General features: G+C 59.3%; 14 protein-coding genes and 4 pseudogenes. 5 read left to right on the plus strand and 13 right to left on the minus strand.

Annotated elements, in window-relative coordinates:
• Positions 1 to 54 precede the first annotated feature (54 nt).
• The 4 genes and pseudogenes from HAQ05_RS29425 to HAQ05_RS08635 all read right to left on the minus strand — a co-directional run.
• Positions 55 to 141 (minus strand): hypothetical protein, encoded by an 87-nt coding sequence (locus HAQ05_RS29425; protein ID WP_190419456.1) that lies wholly within the window; start codon positions 139 to 141, stop codon positions 55 to 57.
• 41 nt (positions 142 to 182) lie between these two features.
• Positions 183 to 470: pseudogene (locus HAQ05_RS29430) on the minus strand (lysis system i-spanin subunit Rz); the annotation flags it as partial.
• A gap of 185 nt (positions 471 to 655) precedes the next feature.
• Complete coding sequence (locus HAQ05_RS08630; protein ID WP_190419417.1) at positions 656 to 2794, minus strand: methyl-accepting chemotaxis protein; 2139 nt, start codon at positions 2792 to 2794, stop codon at positions 656 to 658.
• 380 nt (positions 2795 to 3174) lie between these two features.
• A pseudogene (locus HAQ05_RS08635) lies at positions 3175 to 3288 on the minus strand (transposase domain-containing protein); the annotation flags it as partial.
• Between the two features lie 124 nt (positions 3289 to 3412).
• Here HAQ05_RS08635 and HAQ05_RS08640 point away from each other — a divergent pair.
• The 3 genes and pseudogenes from HAQ05_RS08640 to HAQ05_RS28600 form a co-directional block, all read left to right on the plus strand.
• On the plus strand, positions 3413 to 4585 hold the full coding sequence (locus HAQ05_RS08640) for a sensor histidine kinase (protein ID WP_190419419.1): 1173 nt from the start codon (positions 3413 to 3415) through the stop codon (positions 4583 to 4585).
• A gap of 86 nt (positions 4586 to 4671) precedes the next feature.
• A pseudogene (locus HAQ05_RS08645) lies at positions 4672 to 4899 on the plus strand (IS3 family transposase); the annotation flags it as partial.
• Between the two features lie 94 nt (positions 4900 to 4993).
• Positions 4994 to 5304: pseudogene (locus tag HAQ05_RS28600) on the plus strand (histidine phosphatase family protein); the annotation flags it as partial.
• A gap of 231 nt (positions 5305 to 5535) precedes the next feature.
• Here HAQ05_RS28600 and HAQ05_RS08650 read toward each other — a convergent pair.
• From HAQ05_RS08650 to HAQ05_RS08690, 9 genes are all read right to left on the minus strand, one after another.
• Positions 5536 to 6486, minus strand: a complete 951-nt coding sequence (locus HAQ05_RS08650; RefSeq protein WP_190419420.1) for a 2-hydroxyacid dehydrogenase — start codon at positions 6484 to 6486, stop codon at positions 5536 to 5538.
• Positions 6483 to 6896: a VOC family protein gene (locus HAQ05_RS08655; protein ID WP_190419422.1), complete on the minus strand. Its 414-nt coding sequence runs from the start codon at positions 6894 to 6896 to the stop codon at positions 6483 to 6485. Before HAQ05_RS08655 ends, HAQ05_RS08650 begins: the two co-directional genes overlap by 4 nt.
• Before the next feature lie 31 nt (positions 6897 to 6927).
• Complete coding sequence (locus HAQ05_RS08660; RefSeq protein ID WP_202988050.1) at positions 6928 to 8289, minus strand: amidase; 1362 nt, start codon at positions 8287 to 8289, stop codon at positions 6928 to 6930.
• A 109-nt stretch (positions 8290 to 8398) separates the two neighbouring features.
• On the minus strand, positions 8399 to 9223 hold the full coding sequence (locus HAQ05_RS08665; protein WP_190419424.1) for an aspartate dehydrogenase: 825 nt from the start codon (positions 9221 to 9223) through the stop codon (positions 8399 to 8401).
• Entirely contained in the window at positions 9220 to 10131 is a 912-nt protein-coding gene (locus HAQ05_RS08670; protein ID WP_190419426.1) for a polysaccharide deacetylase family protein, read from the minus strand. The genes HAQ05_RS08665 and HAQ05_RS08670 overlap by 4 nt, the downstream gene beginning before the upstream one ends.
• Before the next feature lie 58 nt (positions 10132 to 10189).
• A complete protein-coding gene (locus HAQ05_RS08675; RefSeq protein WP_202988051.1) occupies positions 10190 to 11110 on the minus strand; it encodes a substrate-binding domain-containing protein in 921 nt (306 codons plus the stop codon).
• A gap of 47 nt (positions 11111 to 11157) precedes the next feature.
• Positions 11158 to 12126, minus strand: coding sequence for an ABC transporter permease (locus tag HAQ05_RS08680; RefSeq protein WP_190419428.1), 969 nt, complete (start codon positions 12124 to 12126; stop codon positions 11158 to 11160).
• The gene (locus tag HAQ05_RS08685) at positions 12123 to 13109 is read right to left on the minus strand and encodes an ABC transporter permease (RefSeq protein WP_190419430.1); all 987 of its coding nucleotides are present in this window, start codon (positions 13107 to 13109) and stop codon (positions 12123 to 12125) included. Before HAQ05_RS08685 ends, HAQ05_RS08680 begins: the two co-directional genes overlap by 4 nt.
• The gene (locus HAQ05_RS08690) at positions 13109 to 14599 is read right to left on the minus strand and encodes a sugar ABC transporter ATP-binding protein (protein WP_190419432.1); all 1491 of its coding nucleotides are present in this window, start codon (positions 14597 to 14599) and stop codon (positions 13109 to 13111) included. Before HAQ05_RS08690 ends, HAQ05_RS08685 begins: the two co-directional genes overlap by 1 nt.
• Before the next feature lie 199 nt (positions 14600 to 14798).
• Here HAQ05_RS08690 and HAQ05_RS08695 point away from each other — a divergent pair, with 199 nt between their 5' ends.
• A complete protein-coding gene (locus HAQ05_RS08695) occupies positions 14799 to 15743 on the plus strand; it encodes a LysR substrate-binding domain-containing protein (protein ID WP_190419434.1) in 945 nt (314 codons plus the stop codon).
• A gap of 100 nt (positions 15744 to 15843) precedes the next feature.
• Entirely contained in the window at positions 15844 to 16410 is a 567-nt protein-coding gene (locus HAQ05_RS08700) for a RidA family protein (RefSeq protein WP_238936486.1), read from the plus strand.
• Positions 16411 to 16849 lie beyond the last annotated feature (439 nt).

Genomic DNA, 16849 nt, shown 5'->3' on the forward strand with positions numbered 1-16849 from the left:
CCACCTGCTGATTTGTGAGCAAGCATACCGTCCTGACGTACCCTTGTAGCGCCCTCAAGGCTGCTTGGTCGGCGACGATGCCGGCATGGATATCGAGAAGGTCTTGTCCATAAGTTGCAGACAGTTCCACGGTTCCTGCATCGTCCACGCTGGTGGTGCTGCGCGTTCCCGCCACTGCTACGAGAGGTGCCTGCGACGTTCAGCCGGCGGTTGCCATCAGCAACACCGCGGCGCAGGCGCTCGTTTTCAGCCAGTGGATCGGCCTTCTCCTTGGTTCGTTGGGTGTCCAGGTCGGCCAGCGCCTGTTTCGGCCTGCTGCTGCTTTTCCAGCGCAATACGGGATTGCGTGGCGGCGGCGATGGCGATGGCGGTGAGGTCGGACAGATGCGCGGCGTCCAGGGCGGCGATCGTGACGCACTCAGGAACAAAGCTTGCTCGGCGTTCCGGCGCTTCGTCAGTCCGGATAGCACTTTGACGCCCTTCTATTCCAGCGCGGTAACTGATCCACTGCCCCGGATAGCCACCGCCCCACCACGATCCATCCTCGCCATCAGCGGCCCGGGCCGCTTCGATGATGTGCCACGGAAGTCCATTCGCTTCACAGGCAGCTTGGTTTGCTTCGTTACAGCGGTAACGAGGCGGAGTGGGCCATGGACTACACCCGAAATTGATCCATCAGCCCCATCTGCCGGGTGGCGAGAGCGTTGAGCTGGCTGCTCACGTGGGCCGACTCAGTGGCTTGTCCCGTAAGGGTTTCGGTCACACCGCGAATGGCCGAGACGTTGCGGTTGACCTCTTCGGCCACCGCACTTTGCTGCTCGGCGGCGCTGGCGATCTGCAGGTTCATGTCGCTGATCACTGTCACCGCATCACTGATCTTGCTAAGGGCTTTCACCGCATGCTGGATCTGCCCGGCGTTGTCCTGCGCCTTGGTCTGGCTGGAGTGCATAGCCTGCACCACACCGTGGGTGCCCTTCTGGATCCGCTCGATAACTTGGCGTATTTCCTCTACCGAGTCCTGGGTGCGCTTGGCAAGGTTGCGCACCTCGTCGGCTACTACGGCAAAGCCGCGGCCGCTTTCACCGGCACGAGCCGCTTCGATGGCGGCGTTGAGCGCCAGTAAGTTAGTCTGGTCAGCGATGGAACGGATGACTTCGAGCACCGAGCCGATTTGCTCGCTATTGACCGCCAGGGCTTCGACCTCCGTCACGGCCTTGCTGACCTCCTCGGCCAGCAGGTTGATGTCATGGGTGCTGCGCTCGATGATACTCATCCCTTCGCGAACCGACTGCTCCGCGCCACCGGCCGCACCGGCCGCACTGGAGGCGCTGTTAGCGACCTCGTGGGCTGTGGCGCTCATTTCGTTGGAAGCGGTAGCCACCTGATCGATCTCGCGGAACTGCACCTGCATGCCATCGCTGGTCTGGCGGGCAATTTCCGAAGACTGATCGGCCGTAGCGCGGGCTTCGGCGATGCTTTGCTTGATCTGCGCGACGGTTGGCTGCAATTTGTCTAAGAACCGGTTGAACCAGTTAACCAGTTCACCCAGCTCATCACGCTTGGTGTACTTCAGGCGTTGGGTCAAATCGCCGTCACCGCTGGCGATTCCCTTTAGCATAGCTGCCACGCTGTTGATCGGACGCGTCACCCCGGACGCCGCCAGCCAGATCAGCATAAGGCCCACTAGCCCCGCCAGTGTCGCCACCAGCAGTGCCTTGAAGGTCCCGCTGCCTTGGGCCGAATCGAGTATGCCTTGCAGCTTGATCGCGTCGGCTTTCAATACGTGCTTGGGCAGGTCGATGATCACGCCCCAAGCCTTGGCGTCCGGCAGCAGTTGCACCGGGTATACCGCGCGAATGGTCTCGCCTTGCTCTATCACGCTGGCGTTGTTGCTGCCGATCAGCTGAACGATTTCCGCCGCTTCATTGGGGAGTACCAGTTCTACTTTCTTGCCCATAGTTGCGCCGTCGTTGCTGTTGGCCGCAAGTACACCGCTGCCGGAAACGATCAGCATATGCCCAGTGCCACCGAACAGTTCACCTTGAGCCTTGACCGCCGCAGCCTGCAGAGCATCCAGCGCAATGTCGATGCCGATCACTCCGACCACCTTACCTTCTACCCAGATGGGCATGGAGGTGGTGGTCATAAACACCGGCTTGTCACCGACGGTGTCAACGTAGGGTTCGAGCATGCAGGTCTTGCCGGTATTCTTTGGACAGGCGTACCAGCTATTGTAGGGGGTGCCGCTGATGCTGACGTCAGCCTTGCTCAAGTCGGCTTCGTCAATTGGCTGATTAATGCTGAGCCCAGCTGGGCGCGTCCAATAAGTGCTGAAGCGACCGGTTTCGTTGGAACCGCGCTTTTCGTCGCCGATAAACTCGGCATCGTGGCCCTCCAGAGCGTTGGGCTCAAACACCAGCCATACACCCAGGACGTCTTTGTTTCGCTCGAAGGCGGTCTTGAGGGCAGCGTTGAGGTCCTCCCGCAGAGCTATAGGCTCTTCACCGCGTTTGGCGGCCGTGGCGCGCATGTCGGCCACTTGATCAGCCAGGGCTGTGATCACCAACAGGCTGTCGCCGAAAGTTTTCTGTATAAGCACAGCTTTTTCGGCGGCCTTGGCGGTAAGTAGATTTTCCACGCTATCGGTCAGCATCTTCTGGCTGGAGGTGCCGACTAATTTATTGTTTTCACTGGCCTGCCACAGGTTCATACCGACGATTAGACCGACTACGCCCAACAAGCAGACGCCAGACAGCAGCACGATCTTGAGGCGAATTGAAAGAGAGTCGAACATGGAATTCCCGCGAGGTTTCAAAGTGAAGGACGGCGAAGGTCTATTGAATTTGCCGCGCCACCCCTATGGTTTTAAGGGCATCGGCATGCAGGTGCCAAATCTTAACTGGCGGCCGACCGGTGGCTGCCCCAGACTGTCCGGGCAAGTGGACGCTTGCTTCGCCAGCGCAAGATCGGCTTGGCGACAGGCTTCGTTCGTGGCGATGGTCTTGCTGAAACGCACTCGCTGTGCAGTTGTAGTGGTCTAATGAAACCCGCCACCCATTTGGGCGAGAATGCTCACCCCAGAGGGGTGTCTGATGACCAAACAACGCCGTACCTTTTCCGCTGAGTTCAAGCGCAAGGCTACCGTAAGCGTATGCGGAACACACCTTGCACCGGTCAACCCGGCATCCACCGGTGCGGCAATAGCTGCCCGATTTCACTGGCCTTCTGCGTCGGCAACCGCGTCAGTACATCCTTAAGATAAGCATACGGATCATGCCCATTCATGCGTCTTGGCGAATGGGCGGTTTACTGCACTCAAAGGGCAATTACCGCTCCAATCACCTTATTGATGCTTTACTCAGTCGGCGAAGCGTAGCCCGACATGCTTCACCTCTTTAGGATAGAAATGGCCATGCGTTTATCCAGCTTCCTGATCGAAAACATCGAACCGATCCTCCAAGAGTGGGAGAATTTCGCGCGTACGCTGCATACAGCGGCCAAACCTTTAAATTCCGAGGCACTGCGTGACCATGCAGAACTGATGCTTCGAGCGATCGCAACGGATCTTGGTACGGAGCAGTCTGCACATCAACAGTTCGAAAAATCTCAAGGGCACGGCCCCTCAGCGGAAGGCACTGCCGCCGAGTCCCATGCGATGGCGCGGTTGATGGACGGGTTTTCCATAGACCAAGTGGTTTCCGAGTTCCGAGCACTGCGTGCAAGTGTGGTGAGCCACTGGATGAAGCACATCAAGGGCGGGCAGCAATTTGAAGTTGAAGATATGATCCGTTTCAACGAAGCCATCGACCAAGCAGTTACAGAATCACTGGCCAGCTACACGAGCGCTGTTCAAGCCTCTCGCAACATCTTCCTGGGGATCCTCGCGCATGATTTGCGTACGCCTTTAAGCGCGATTCTGTTGGGGGCTGACGTGCTGCTACGAACGGATGACTTGGGTGCGAGGGCAACGAAGATTGCGTCGCGCATCTATGCGAGCGTGAAGCGAGCCGCACATATCGTGGGTGATTTACTGGACTTCACACGTTCCCAGCTCGGCCCTGGGATACCGGTTAAAAGGGCGCACATCGATATGTCGCCCGTTTGTGAACGCATCGTCGATGAAGTGCGTACCGTTTATCCGGAGGCCATTATCCTGTTGAATCCGCTTGAGCCGGTAGAGGGTGAGTTTGATGGCGCCCGGCTTGAGCAAGTTTTCTCTAATCTGATCGGGAACGCCGTGCAGCATGGCTCTGCCCACACGCCTGTTATGGTGACGCTTGACACCTCTGGTCAAACGCTTTTTTTTAGCGTCCATAACAGCGGCAGTACTATCCCCCCCGACCTTCTTCCCTTCATTTTCAATCCGATGGGGCGTTACTCTCCCAAGGCATCCATTGATTACGGCCCATACGCAAGCTTGGGGCTGGGCCTTTTCATTGCCGCCCAGATTGTTGCCGCACACGATGGCCAAATCGATGTATCTTCCGACGAGGCTACGGGCACCACGTTCGTTGTGAAGATCCCCTTGCACTCACCGCCGGGCGAGGCTGCGGATTCCACGGCCAACCAGCCACCTGCTCCATGAACATATGGCCACCGACAGTCAGCAACGCAAATGAATCGCCATGCGATTTCCAAAGCCCATAGGATCGTGTCCTGAGTGAGCGAGCGGTGAGGCCGAGCATGTCTCGCAAAGGAAATTGCTATGACAATGCGGCTATGGAAAGCTTTTTCGGCACCTTGAAGTCAGAGTTCTTTTACCTGAACAAATTCAACAGCCTTGATGAGCTTGAAGCAGGGATTGAGGGTTACATACACTACTACAATCATTCGCGAATCGGGCTGAAGCTGAGTGGCCTAAGCCCTGTGGAATACAGGACTCAAGCACGGCGGGCATAGAAGGCGTCCAACTCTTCGGGGTCAGATCAAAATACGCGGACACCATCGTCCTTAATGCTGGAGTTCGGTAGGTGACTTGGCCGGACGGTTACCGCTAACCTCCGTCCAGGCTCTTGGCCTGAAGCCCGCCCTCGTCGACGCGCTTTTCTGTGAAGCGCAACTGCCTTATGATCATTGAAAACTGCCACCACTACCGTCGTTTACCTGGGCATGATCCTTCGAGTCTTATGGTTGTGCGGCTATTCACGCAGCGTCGAATCCGCCGGCACTGCGAGGATAGACGCCAGCACGGCAGCTCGACGACTGCAGTCCCTTGCCAGCGAAGGACCGGTTCTGCGACTCGGTCATGGCTTTATGAATCGAATGATCGCCAAACAACTCGGGGCAGATGGATGGATTCGCTAAAAACATAGCGGCGGCCAGTATTGGAGTGCGACGGTGTATCAATATGCTTGTGTTTAAAAGGTGCCATCTGGCGCGGGGATTAAACGAAGAAAACAAGTTCAGGTTGGTCGTTCATTTATAGAGATCCATTTTAGGGACGCGAGAGCCACGTTCTTCTACCCGCTCAGTCCCGTACAAGGGTAGGAGCCTGGAGTGTAGGTTGGCGATTTGTCTCGCTGGACAGATATCTATTCAGTAACCTGCTTGCGTGTCGACGCTTGCCGGGATCAAACCGCTGCTGCGAAATGCCTGAATGTTGGATGCGACAATGGCTGATGCGGTTTTATGATGGGTCGGTGCGGAGCAATGTGGCAGGACCGACACCTGTGGGTGCGTCCACTGCCATTGGTCTTGGGGCAAGGGTTCGACGGCAAAGACGTCCAGTACCGCATGACCAATATGGCCGCTGTTCAGTGCGCTCAACAGCGCTGCGTCATCGATGATCGGCCCTCTGGCAAAGTTGATCAAGCGGGCACCCACCGGTAACCAGCCGAGGGTTTGAGCGTTGAGCAACCCGGTAGTGTGCTCGGTCAATGGCAGGAGGCAGACTAGGATGTCGGTCGCGGCGAGCATCGATTGCAATTCTACATAGCCAGCGAAGCACTCGACATTTGCCAGAGCCTTGCGTTCGCGACTCCAACCTCTGACCTTGAAGTTCGCCGCATGCAAACGCTGTGCAGTCGCTTCGCCAAGCACGCCCATGCCAAGCAAGCCGACCGTCCGCTCTTGAGCGCGCACGGCAGGCAGTGGCTGCCACAGTTTCTGCCGTTGCTGACGGATATAGCCGGGCATGTCGCGATGCAGATACAACGTCCAGGCCAGTACGGCTTCGGCCATGGTTTCGGCGAGTTGCGGGTCGATCAGGCGGACGATCTTCAGTTCAGCCTGAGTCTGCTTCAGGTCGGCAACGAGGCGTTCGACGCCCGCCCAGACGCTGTGTACCCAGAGCAACTGAGGCAACTGCTTCAAGTCGACGGGGCTGGGATTGGCCACGATGGCCAGGGTGCACTCGGCTTTATCAGCGTCATTGAGTTGGCTCAAGGTGACAATACGTTCGCCAGGCATCGCTTCTTGCAGGGCTGCGATCCACTGTTGCGTCGCCGGATAGCCGGTCGCGGCGAGAAACGGAATCGGCGGATTCATACGACATACACCTGCTGCAGATCTGCGAAGCCCTTCACTTCAATCGGGTTTCCCGCCGGGTCGAGGAAGAACATCGTCGCCTGCTCGCCCGGTTGGCCGGCAAAACGAATGCTCTGCGCCATGACAAATACAATCCCCTGCTTTACCAGTCGATCAGCCAGCGTCTGCCAGTCGGGCATTGCGAGAATCACCCCCAGGTGTGGCATCGGCACCCAATGTTCGCCGACGCGTCCGGTGTTGGTCACGGCGAAAGGCTCGCCAAGATGCAATGAGAGCTGGTGACCGAAAAAGTCGATATCGACCCAGGTCTCGGTACTCCGTCCTTCCTTGCGCCCCAACAACGTGCAGTAGAAATGTCGCGATTCATCGAGGTCGCGAACGTGATAAGCCAGGTGAAAAAATGATTGCATGATGTTCTCCAGATAACAGCTGAACGTTAGGTCACACGCGGTTTTCGACGCTTCGTAAAAGTCGTTGCACGGACTGAGCGACACTCAGCAACGGTGCATCGCGGCCATGCCGATCGATCAGCATCAACCCCACAGGGGCTGTGCCGGGTTCATGGCAAGGGATGGAAACAGAGCAGCCATCAAGAAAATTGGCGAGCATGGGATTGCGCAGCAATAGCAGGTTGAAGTGTTGGAAATCCCGGTTGTCTGCCACTTGGGAGAAGGTCGGTGCGATGATCGGGACGGTGGGGCATATCAACAGATCCACGTCCTGCATGCGGCGCTGCACACGCATGATCCAGTCCCGGCGAGCGATACAGGCATCCTCATAATCAGCCTGGCGGTACAACGCACCGTTCTCGATACGCGCTCGTACATTGGGGTCGTACTGATCCGCACAGGTACGCAACATCTCCTCATGCAAGGCATAAGCTTCAAACGCCACAATCGCTCCCCGGCGATTGATCGTGGCCACTTCGGCCAACTCATCAAGCGCCATCTCCTGCAGGTCGGCGCCGGCATCGTGCAAGCGCTTCAAGACTGCCGAATACGTCCGCGCCACGTGCCGGTCGAGGCCATCGAGCACCAAGGTCTGGGGCACGCCGAACTTCACTCCACGCAGATCGATTTCAGCGGGCAGTCGGATCTCGGTTCCGGCAACGATGCTATCGATAATCGCGCAACAGCCCGCGTCAGGCGCCAGTACGCCTATTGAGTCGAGGCTCTTGGACAACCCAAACACGCCCCTGCCATTCACCCTCGATGCGCTGGGTTTGAAGCCGCTAATGCCGGTCAAGGCCGCGGGAATCCGGCACGAGCCACCGGTATCGGTACCGAGCCCTGCCGCCGCCATCCCGTCAGTGACAGATATCGCCGCCCCCGCAGACGAGCCCCCGGGGATGCGTTTGAGTGCCCGTTCAAAGGGGTTGGCCGGCGTCCCGTAATGGGGGTTGAGGCCAATGCCGGTATAGGCAAACTCGCTCATATTGGTTCGGCCGATGATGATAAAACCCGCGGCCTTCAGTCGCGCAACGGCGAAGGCGTCCTCGTGGGCCGGCGGTGCGCTGGATAGCACCCGAGAGCCGGCGGCCGTGACTTGCCCCGCCACGTCGAACAGGTCTTTGACCGAGACCACAAGTCCCGCGTAAGGCGACATCTGTCGGCCTTTTTGCCGCCAGGCATCGACCGCATCCGCCCGCAGCCGGGCGCCTCTCACATCAATGTGCAAAAAGGTGCGCGCACCTTCACCGTCCGGATCGAGCGCGCGTTCCAGGCAGGTTTCAAGCAGCGCGCGACTGGTGGTTCTACCGCGCGCCAACTCGATACGCAATGACTCCAGCGACATCATGCTCATGACGGACAATGCTCCATGATCGATCGGGCGATGAGCCAGGGCCAACCGCTCGGTGTCGGCACTGGCAAGCTGCAGGCGGCCAATTGGCAGACGCCATGGAGCTGCGGCTTCACGTACCGATGCGCAGCGGCGCGTTCATTTTGCGTAGCAGAGCCACCACACTCTGCGCGGTGATGCGACCGGTCCTGGGGTTGTCCGAAGGGATGTTCTCGATGGTCATGGTCAGGCTCGCCGAATCGGCATCGACCTCGATCAAATGAGTGTTGCGGATCACCGACGGGTCTGCCCAGATTTCCAGGGCTGTGCGGTCAGGGCCGATCCCCGCCAGCGATAGGGCCACCACCACATTGAGGTTGGCCGGAAACCCGCGAGCGGCCTCGCGTGCACTGCCCTTGAACACGCGCTTGGGCTTGTCGAGCCCTTCGATGCTGATGAAGTTCTCCAATAGATAAGGCGCACCCACCAGGCCACGAGGTGGCTTGCGCGTGATCATTCGTACGGAGTGAATCACGCCCTCCGCCGCTGCGGTCACTGCATCCAGCCCAAGCAAGGCACCGGTGGGCACAAGAATTTGGCCACCGTGCAGGCGTGCCAGGTCGATCAGGTGCGGGCTTTCCAGCAAGGCGCCTGAGCTGAGCACCACCAGCTTTTTACCGGCGCTCAGAACGGGCAGCGCAATCTGCGGCAATAGCGCCGCGGGTGCGCATTCGATGACCACATCGCTGGCCTGCACCAATTCTTCCAGGTCCAGCAGCGCCAGTGGATTCTTCAGGTTGGCCAACACCCCTGCTGCGCGCTCGGGGTTGCGTACGGTGATGCCCACCAGGCGGATGCCGGGGATGCCAGCGTCGAAGGTTCGCGCCAACGACGCACCGACAGCGCCCAGACCGACGATTCCAATGCGTAAATCGGAAGAATAGGGGTTAGTGTTCATGCCGGGGCTCCCTGAGGGCTATCGTTTAAATCCGGCGCAATCTGCTGCGCGTAATGCTTGGCAATTTGCCCGGCGGTGGTGAACCAGACGGCATCGTCCCGGCGCTTGATGTGTTCGAGCAGTTTGCGCAAGGCCTGTAGCCGAAATGGCTGACCCATGATGAAGGTGTGCAGGGTCATGCCGTAGACGAGGGACTGCTGGCTGGACTGGACCAGCATTTCATCGAAATTGGCGATTGCCATTTCCGCGAAGGCCGGCGCGGTTCCGTGGTGCAGAACGACCATGGGCACATCGTTGACTTCATGCGGGTAAGGCAGGCTCAGCAGCTTGCCTTCACGGGTTTTCATCCATACCGGCTGGTCATCCATCGGCCAGTCCAGCGTGTACAAATAGCCGGCTTCTTGCAGCAGGTCTTCGGTCACGGCGCTAGGGTTGGCACCGGGGCTCATCCAGCCGGCGGGCTGCAAGCCGCTGTGTTGCTTGATCGATTCGGTCGCCGAATGGATCAACTGTCGTTCTTGCTCTTCTGACAAACCGTTCTGTATTTCGGAGTTGCTGCGCCCATGGGAAACGATTTCCGCTCCTGCATCCACCAGTGCCTGTACCAGCTCAGGGCAGTGCTCATAGCATTCAGTGTTGAGCAGCACCGTGAGCGGAATGCCCAACTCCTTGCACAGTGCAAGAATGCGCCAGCCACCGACGCGATTGCCGTACTCGCGCCAAGCCCAGTTGTAGGTGTTCGGTTGAGAAATACCGGGCGAGTAAGACAGCCCGAGCCCGCCGCTGCCGTAGGAAAAATGCTCGACGCAGAGCGCGACATAAAACGCCAGTCGCTTGCCCTCCGGCCATTGGAAATCTGCGCGTGACTCTATGCCTGAATAAGCGAAACGATTAGGTCCAGGTAGCATGAGCAAGCCTCTTTTGATGACGGTTCTTGAAGGAGTGGGAGAAACCGTTGGCCGATGGTCACGGGGTGTAACTGGCAGGCGCCATGACCTGGTCCAGGTTGATTGTTGCCACGTCCTGGGGCGAGATTTTCAGGGCGGGCAGCGACACGACTTCTTCGACGCTTTGCTTGTGCGCTGCCGCAACGGCCAGGCGCAAGGCGGAACGCCCCTGCTCGACCACCTGTTGCACCGAACTGCACACGACCTCGTTGTTGGCCAACAGCTCCCGGGTGGTCGGGCTGAAGTTAGAGGTGGAAACCTTGACTTGCTCCAGTCGGCCCGAGGCACGCAGCGCGGCCACGGCACCTGCGGCCATGTCTTCGGTGGCCGAGTAGATGCCTTTGAGGTTGGCGAATCGCTGTAACCAGTCTTCGGTGGTATTGAGCGAGGCGTTGCGGTTGTCTGCCAGACGCGATTGCGCTACCACGTTGATCCCGGGGAATTTGTCTTTGAGAGTCTCGCGAAAACCCTGGGCGCGCAGGTCCGACCACGCTTGTCCGGAGGGACCTGCGAGCATTGCCACATCGCCCTGCCCTTGCAGCGCCTCACCGAGGCACTCAGCCTGCATGCGACCCATGTCGTAATGATCGGCGGTGACGATGGAGGTCAGGTGCTGACTGTTGGGCGGCGACGAAATACCGATCACCGCAATCCCCTGGCGCACCGCCTGATCCACCACTGCGCGCACCGCGTCACCATTGGTTGCGCCGACGACGATGGCCCCGACACGTCGCTGGATCAACGACTGCAACTGGGAGATCTGCTGGGCGACATTGCCATCCCCGCCAGCACTGAGCTTGATCAGTTTGACGCCCTCCTTGCTCGCCTCGTCCTGCGCGCCATAGGCGCTGGATATCCAGAAAGACTGCGACAGGCTTGGCACGGCGTAACCGATCGTCAACTCCTCCGCGCCCGCTCCGGTGACGCACGATAGGGTCACGGCAAGCATTGCAAGTGGCGCACGCCAAGGCTGTATTAACGTCTTCATCATGATTCACCGTATGCGGTAGAGGAGGAAAAAAGCCGCAGGATCAAACGATCCAGGCCGCCAGCAACGAGAATGATCAGGCCCATCACGATCTCCGCAATGAACGGTGACACCCCTTCGATATTCAATGCGGTCTCCAGCGCCTGGATCAGCAGCACGCCGAAAAACACTGGCCAGACGCTCGCCGTCCCGCCCCGCAATGCGGTGCCGCCGATCACGGCCGCGGCCACCGATTGCAGCGCCCAACTGACGCCCTCGGTGGGCAAGCCGGTGCCGGTCTTGCAAAAGAGCACGGCGCCGGCCAGGCCCGCCAATGCGCCACAGGCCAGATAGGCGATGCACGTCACCCGGCGACTGTCGACGCCCACCAGTGACGCGGCCTGCGGGTCGCAGCCGACCATGAACAGGTGCCGCCCGAGGGTGAATTTCTTCAGGATCAGCCCGACCAGCAGCATGCAGACCAAGGCAGGGGCCAGCAGCAGCGGAATCCCCGCGACGTTTTGAAAGGCCAGGTCTGTCAGTGCGCTGGCGTCGATAGGCACCACCGGTTGACCGTCATCGGAAATCAGTCGCGCCAGGCCTTGAGCCGCAATCATGCTGCACAGTGTCGCGACAATCGGCTGCACCCGAAGGTAGGCAATCAGCAGCCCATTGAGGCCACCGAACAGCAAACCGACCACCACCGCGAGGGCGATCGAGGGAGTACCCAGCCAATCCATGGTCAGTGCGGCGACGGTGCTCGAACAGGCCGCGACCGCCCCCACTGAAATATCAAAGCCGCGCACCAGCATCACCAGCATCTGCCCCAACGCCAGCAGTGCGAGGATGACGGCTTGCGAGCCGATGTTTTGCAGGTTGCCCAGGCTTGCGTAATCAGCAACCAGGGCCCCTGCCATCAATAAAACCAGGAGCAAAGCACCGGGGGCCACCAGAAAACGTGCCTGGCGGTTGATCGTTGATGCCTTCATTGAGCGTTGCCCCTAAGCAGGTGGACGCAGCGTCGACGAACGTTGGACAATTGCGGCAGCACCACCGCGGCACCGATAACCAGCGCCATCAGCAACTGTTGCCAGGCCGAAGTCAGGTTGAGCAGCACCACAGCGTTATTGAGCATGGCGATGATCAGCGTGCCGCACACCACCTGCACCGCAGAGCCGCGCCCGCCATTCAACGGAATCCCGCTAATGGCGCAGACCGCAATGGTGGCGAACGCCAGGTCGGGATAAAGATTGGGCTGGCCGGAGCCGACGCGGCTGGTCAGAATCGCCCCGGCCAGTGCGCAAAACAGCCCGGCGACGATATAGGCCAGCAACACCATGCGCCGTGCCGGCAGCCCGGCATTCAGCGCGGCGTTGAAGTTGGTCCCGACCAGGTACCAGCTGCGCCCGACCAGCGTGTACCGCAACAGGCCATGCAGGCTCAGTACCGCCAGCAGTGCGAGGATGATCGGCACCGGTATACCCGCGACGTGCCCGCTGCCCAGCCACAGGAAGCCCGGCGAAGGTGCGGCGTCCAGCGGCATTCCACCGGACAGCAGCGACGCCAGTCCATGCAGCACCAGCAACATGCCCAGGGTCACCAGAAACGCCGGAAGCTTCAGGTACGCGATCAGTAAACCGTTGCATAAGCCGACCAGCACCGCGACACAGATACCGCCGGTAAATGCCAGTGCTACACCCAGCTCGGGCGCCAGTATCACGGTCACAACGCTGAGCAGCGCGACCGCCGAGCCCATTGAGAAATCGATTCCGCCGACGATCAGGATCCCGGTTTGCCCGCAGGCCGCAATCAGCAGAATCGAGCCGACACGCAATACGTTCTGCAAGTTGTCCACGGACAGGAATCTCGGCACGAACAATACACACAAGAAAAACACCAGCAGCGGCACGGCAATCACACCGATCCGCGAGCCCAGCGCAATCGCCGGATGCTGTTTGATCAATGTCGTCATCAGCACGCTCCCGCCATCATTGAAAGGACTGCATCGGTTTGCGCGTCGGCCATCATCCGGCCCGCGACCTGATGGGAAGCGACCACCAGCAACTGATGACACAAGGTGTTCACCTCCAGCAGATCGGACGACACCACGATGATCGCGATGCCGCGACAGGCCAGTGCACGAAGCGCTTGATGAATGCTTTCGCGGGCCCCCACATCCACCCCTCGGGTCGGCTCCAACACCACCAGCACCTGCAGGTTCGGTAGCACCAGGTTGCGCAAGAACAGCAGCTTTTGTTGATTACCACCGCTGTAATACGCCGCGTCCAGATCCAGTCGTGGCGGGTTGAGATTGAATTGAGCGATCAAGGCATCGAATGGACCGGCCTCCTCGCGCAAGCGCAGGACGCCCCAGCTCGAAAAACCACGCAAGACCGATGCCGAGGCGTTTTGCAGCGCGGACAAGCCGAGGAACAAACCATCGGCATGTCGATCCGAGGGCACATAGCCGATACCGGCGCGCATTGCCGACTGGCGATCATTGACCACCTCGGACGTTGCATTGAGCGAGACCGTCCCGCCGTGGCCACTGGCCGCACCTGCCAGCACCTCGCCCAGACGCAGGGCGCCAGAACCGGCGACACCGACGATGCCGAGCACTTCACCCTGGTGCACGCAAAGCGATAGCGGTTGCGCCGTGGGTGTCAGCCGGATGTCCCTGGCCTCAAGCACCACCTCACCTCGGGTACTCACGCACAACGCTTGCGGCTCGAAGGTTTGCCCGAGCATGTGCTGGACGATCTGCGCCGCAGAAATATCGTCACGGGCAGCGGCATTCACTACTGTCAGACCGTCACGCAGAATGGTCACGGCGTCCGCCATGCGCTTGATATCGTCGATCTTGTGCGAGATGTAGAGAATCGCCGTGCGTTTGGCGCACAGCACCTGCAACGCCTGGTGCAGGCGATTGGCTTCCCTGGCGCCCAGGGCAGCGGTCGGCTCGTCGAGAATCAGCACCGAACAGCGTCGGCCCACGCCACGGGCGATTTCCAGCAACTGCCGCTCGCCCAGCGACAGCTCATCGACCAGGCTGTCCAGCGATACATCCAGGCCGACCAGGCTCAGCACTTCAGTCGCTTGCTGGCGATCCAGGCAGTTGTTCCGGGCCCACGAACGTTGCGCGCTACCCAGGCCAAAGGCACTCAGGTTTTCAAGCACGGTCAATCGGGTGAACAAGGTGGAGTGCTGATAAACCGGAACCACGCCCTGTTTCAATGCATCACGCACCGAACCGAAGACCACCGGTTGCCCGTCCAGCACCAGTGCCCCGCTATCCGGGCGAATGGCACCGACCAGGATTTTGACGAATGTCGATTTCCCTGCGCCGTTCTCCCCCATCAATGCGTGAATCTGCCCTGCTTTCAACACCAGGTTCGCATCGCGCAGAGCGCAGGTGGTGCCGTAGTGTTTGGAAATTCCTGACGCCTGAAAAATGGTTTTCATTGTAATTAGGCTCTTCCAACTCTGGGTTTGCACGCCCCAGCCGACATTGGGCGCCGGCTGATGGGGTGATCGTAGGGCCGACCTGCGAGGCCTGACAAACAACTTGTTGGACCCCTATGCATGAGCCAGAATCATGCATAAACCTTTCCCAGGTGGTGCCCTCATGTTGCCTCAGTTGCCCCCGCTCGCTGCGCTCAAAGTGTTCGAAGTCGCCGCCCGTCATCTGTCTTTCACCGACGCCGGCAAGGAGCTGTTCATTACCCAAAGCGCCGTCAGTCGCCAGATCCGCGCCCTGGAATCCTTCCTGGGCTGCAAGCTGTTCGTGCGCATGACGCGGCGCATTAAGCTGACGGATACCGGCAGCCAATACATGCAGAGCATTCAGGCTGCGTTTCAGGCCATCGCCAAAGCCACTGTCAAAGTGAGGAACAGCAAGGACCCGCAGATAGTGACGGTCAACGTGCTGCCGACGCTCGCCACACTCTGGCTGATGCCACGCCTGGGCAAGTTCACCCAGGCTTATCCGGACATTGAGCTACGCTTGATCACCTCGATCCATCCGGTGGATTTTCATTCAGGCACCGTCGACGTCGCCCTACGGGTCGGGCGGCTGCCGGGCAAGGTCTATCAGAAGAAACAGCCGCGCATAGAAATGGAGATGGTCGACAATTGGGCCGGCGTCAGGGCTGAGCCGTTGTTTGCCGACGTGCTGGTGCCGGTCATTGCCCGCCGCCTACTGTCCCAAGGCGCACCGCTGGAGACGCCGAAGGATCTGCTGCATTACCGGCTGATAAATACCTCAAGCCGCAAGCATGCCTGGCCTGACTGGCTTGGCCAGCACAAGCTCAACTACGAAAAATTCAAGGATACGGCGGATTTCGGGCACTTCTTTATTGCGTTGCAGGCGGCACGCGATTGCAAGGGCGTGGCAATCGTGCCACTGGTGCTGCTCCAGCAATGCGATTTTCGCCATGAGCTGCTGTGCCCTTTCGAGCCTGGGCTTGAGAGTGCCGGGGAGTATTACCTGCTGACCGGCAAAGACGCGGCGGAGGACCGCTCCCTGAGATTGTTCTGCAAATGGGTACAGAGCGAGGCGGCGCAGATTCGTGACTTGGCGAGCAAGTTCATTCATGAAACCAAGTGAATTCCACCATGCATGCCCCCAGCTCATGCCTGCGTGCAATCAAATCGTTTGTCAGCGCATGAGCACTTGCCGATGATCGGCTGCTGTGCCGCAATCTCTGATGACAGGGCTGCTCGGCAGGGCCATGCCAAGACATCAAAAGAAAAACTCGATGCGTGTTGCAACCTTCGTTATCGTACTAACTGGAATGCTGACCACCATGACTACTCAAGCCAGTGACACAATTGTTCGTCACCTAAACCCCGCCAGTGCCAGCGAGCCTTGGGCTCGGGAGTTCGCCGAAGCCATCGAGGTCCCTGCCAATGCCAGGCAGATTGTCCTCAGCGGGGTCGGGCCCGAGCTTGCCGATCCGAGCACCGCAGCCGGCTCGATCAAGGCTTACGGCGACACCAAGGCGCAAACCCTGAGTGTCATCAAGCAGATTGAGGCCACACTGAAGCGTCACGGTTATACTTTGGGTGACGTGGTGAGCATGCAAGCGCTTGTCGTCGGCGATCCGGCGTTGAATGGAGTGGCCGACTTCGAGGGGGTTTCCGAGGTTTACAACCAGTACTTCGGAACGCAGGCCCAGCCTAACGTGCCTACGCGTACCCGTGCTCAAGTCATACGCCTGGTACCGCCGGGCTGGTTGGTGGAAATCACTGTTACAGCCATCAAGTCGCAATAACACCACGCCTGAACGTGCTGGCCTGACGAACACTAGGCCAGCACGCGCGTCATCATGACGGATCCACGCTTCTTTAAGGCTGATTTGCGAGCAACTACCCAGGGACAAAAGCCTTATGCATGCCCGCCCAGTAGTCACGGAAAGCCAGATTTTTCCGCCGCTGGTCGTCACATTGGGCGCCGAGGCCGTCACTATCACCGAGCGTGTAGTCATTACCTGTGGCGAGCGTGTCGAACGGCCATTTCTGAGAGTGCCATAGCGAGCTTCTGAACAGGGTGAGTCATAGTTATCGTTAAACCAAAAGGGTCATTGTGTAGTGGTCAACTGATCCCGGACACTGAATTGAGCTTTTCCTCGGCAACGGCAGGCGCCAAGCCCTCGTTGAACTGATGTGGTCGTCGCCAGTTGTACCGCTCCATCAGAAAACGACTGATATCTT

The sequence above is a fragment of the Pseudomonas typographi genome, assembly GCF_014694385.1.
Lineage (GTDB): Bacteria > Pseudomonadota > Gammaproteobacteria > Pseudomonadales > Pseudomonadaceae > Aquipseudomonas > Aquipseudomonas typographi.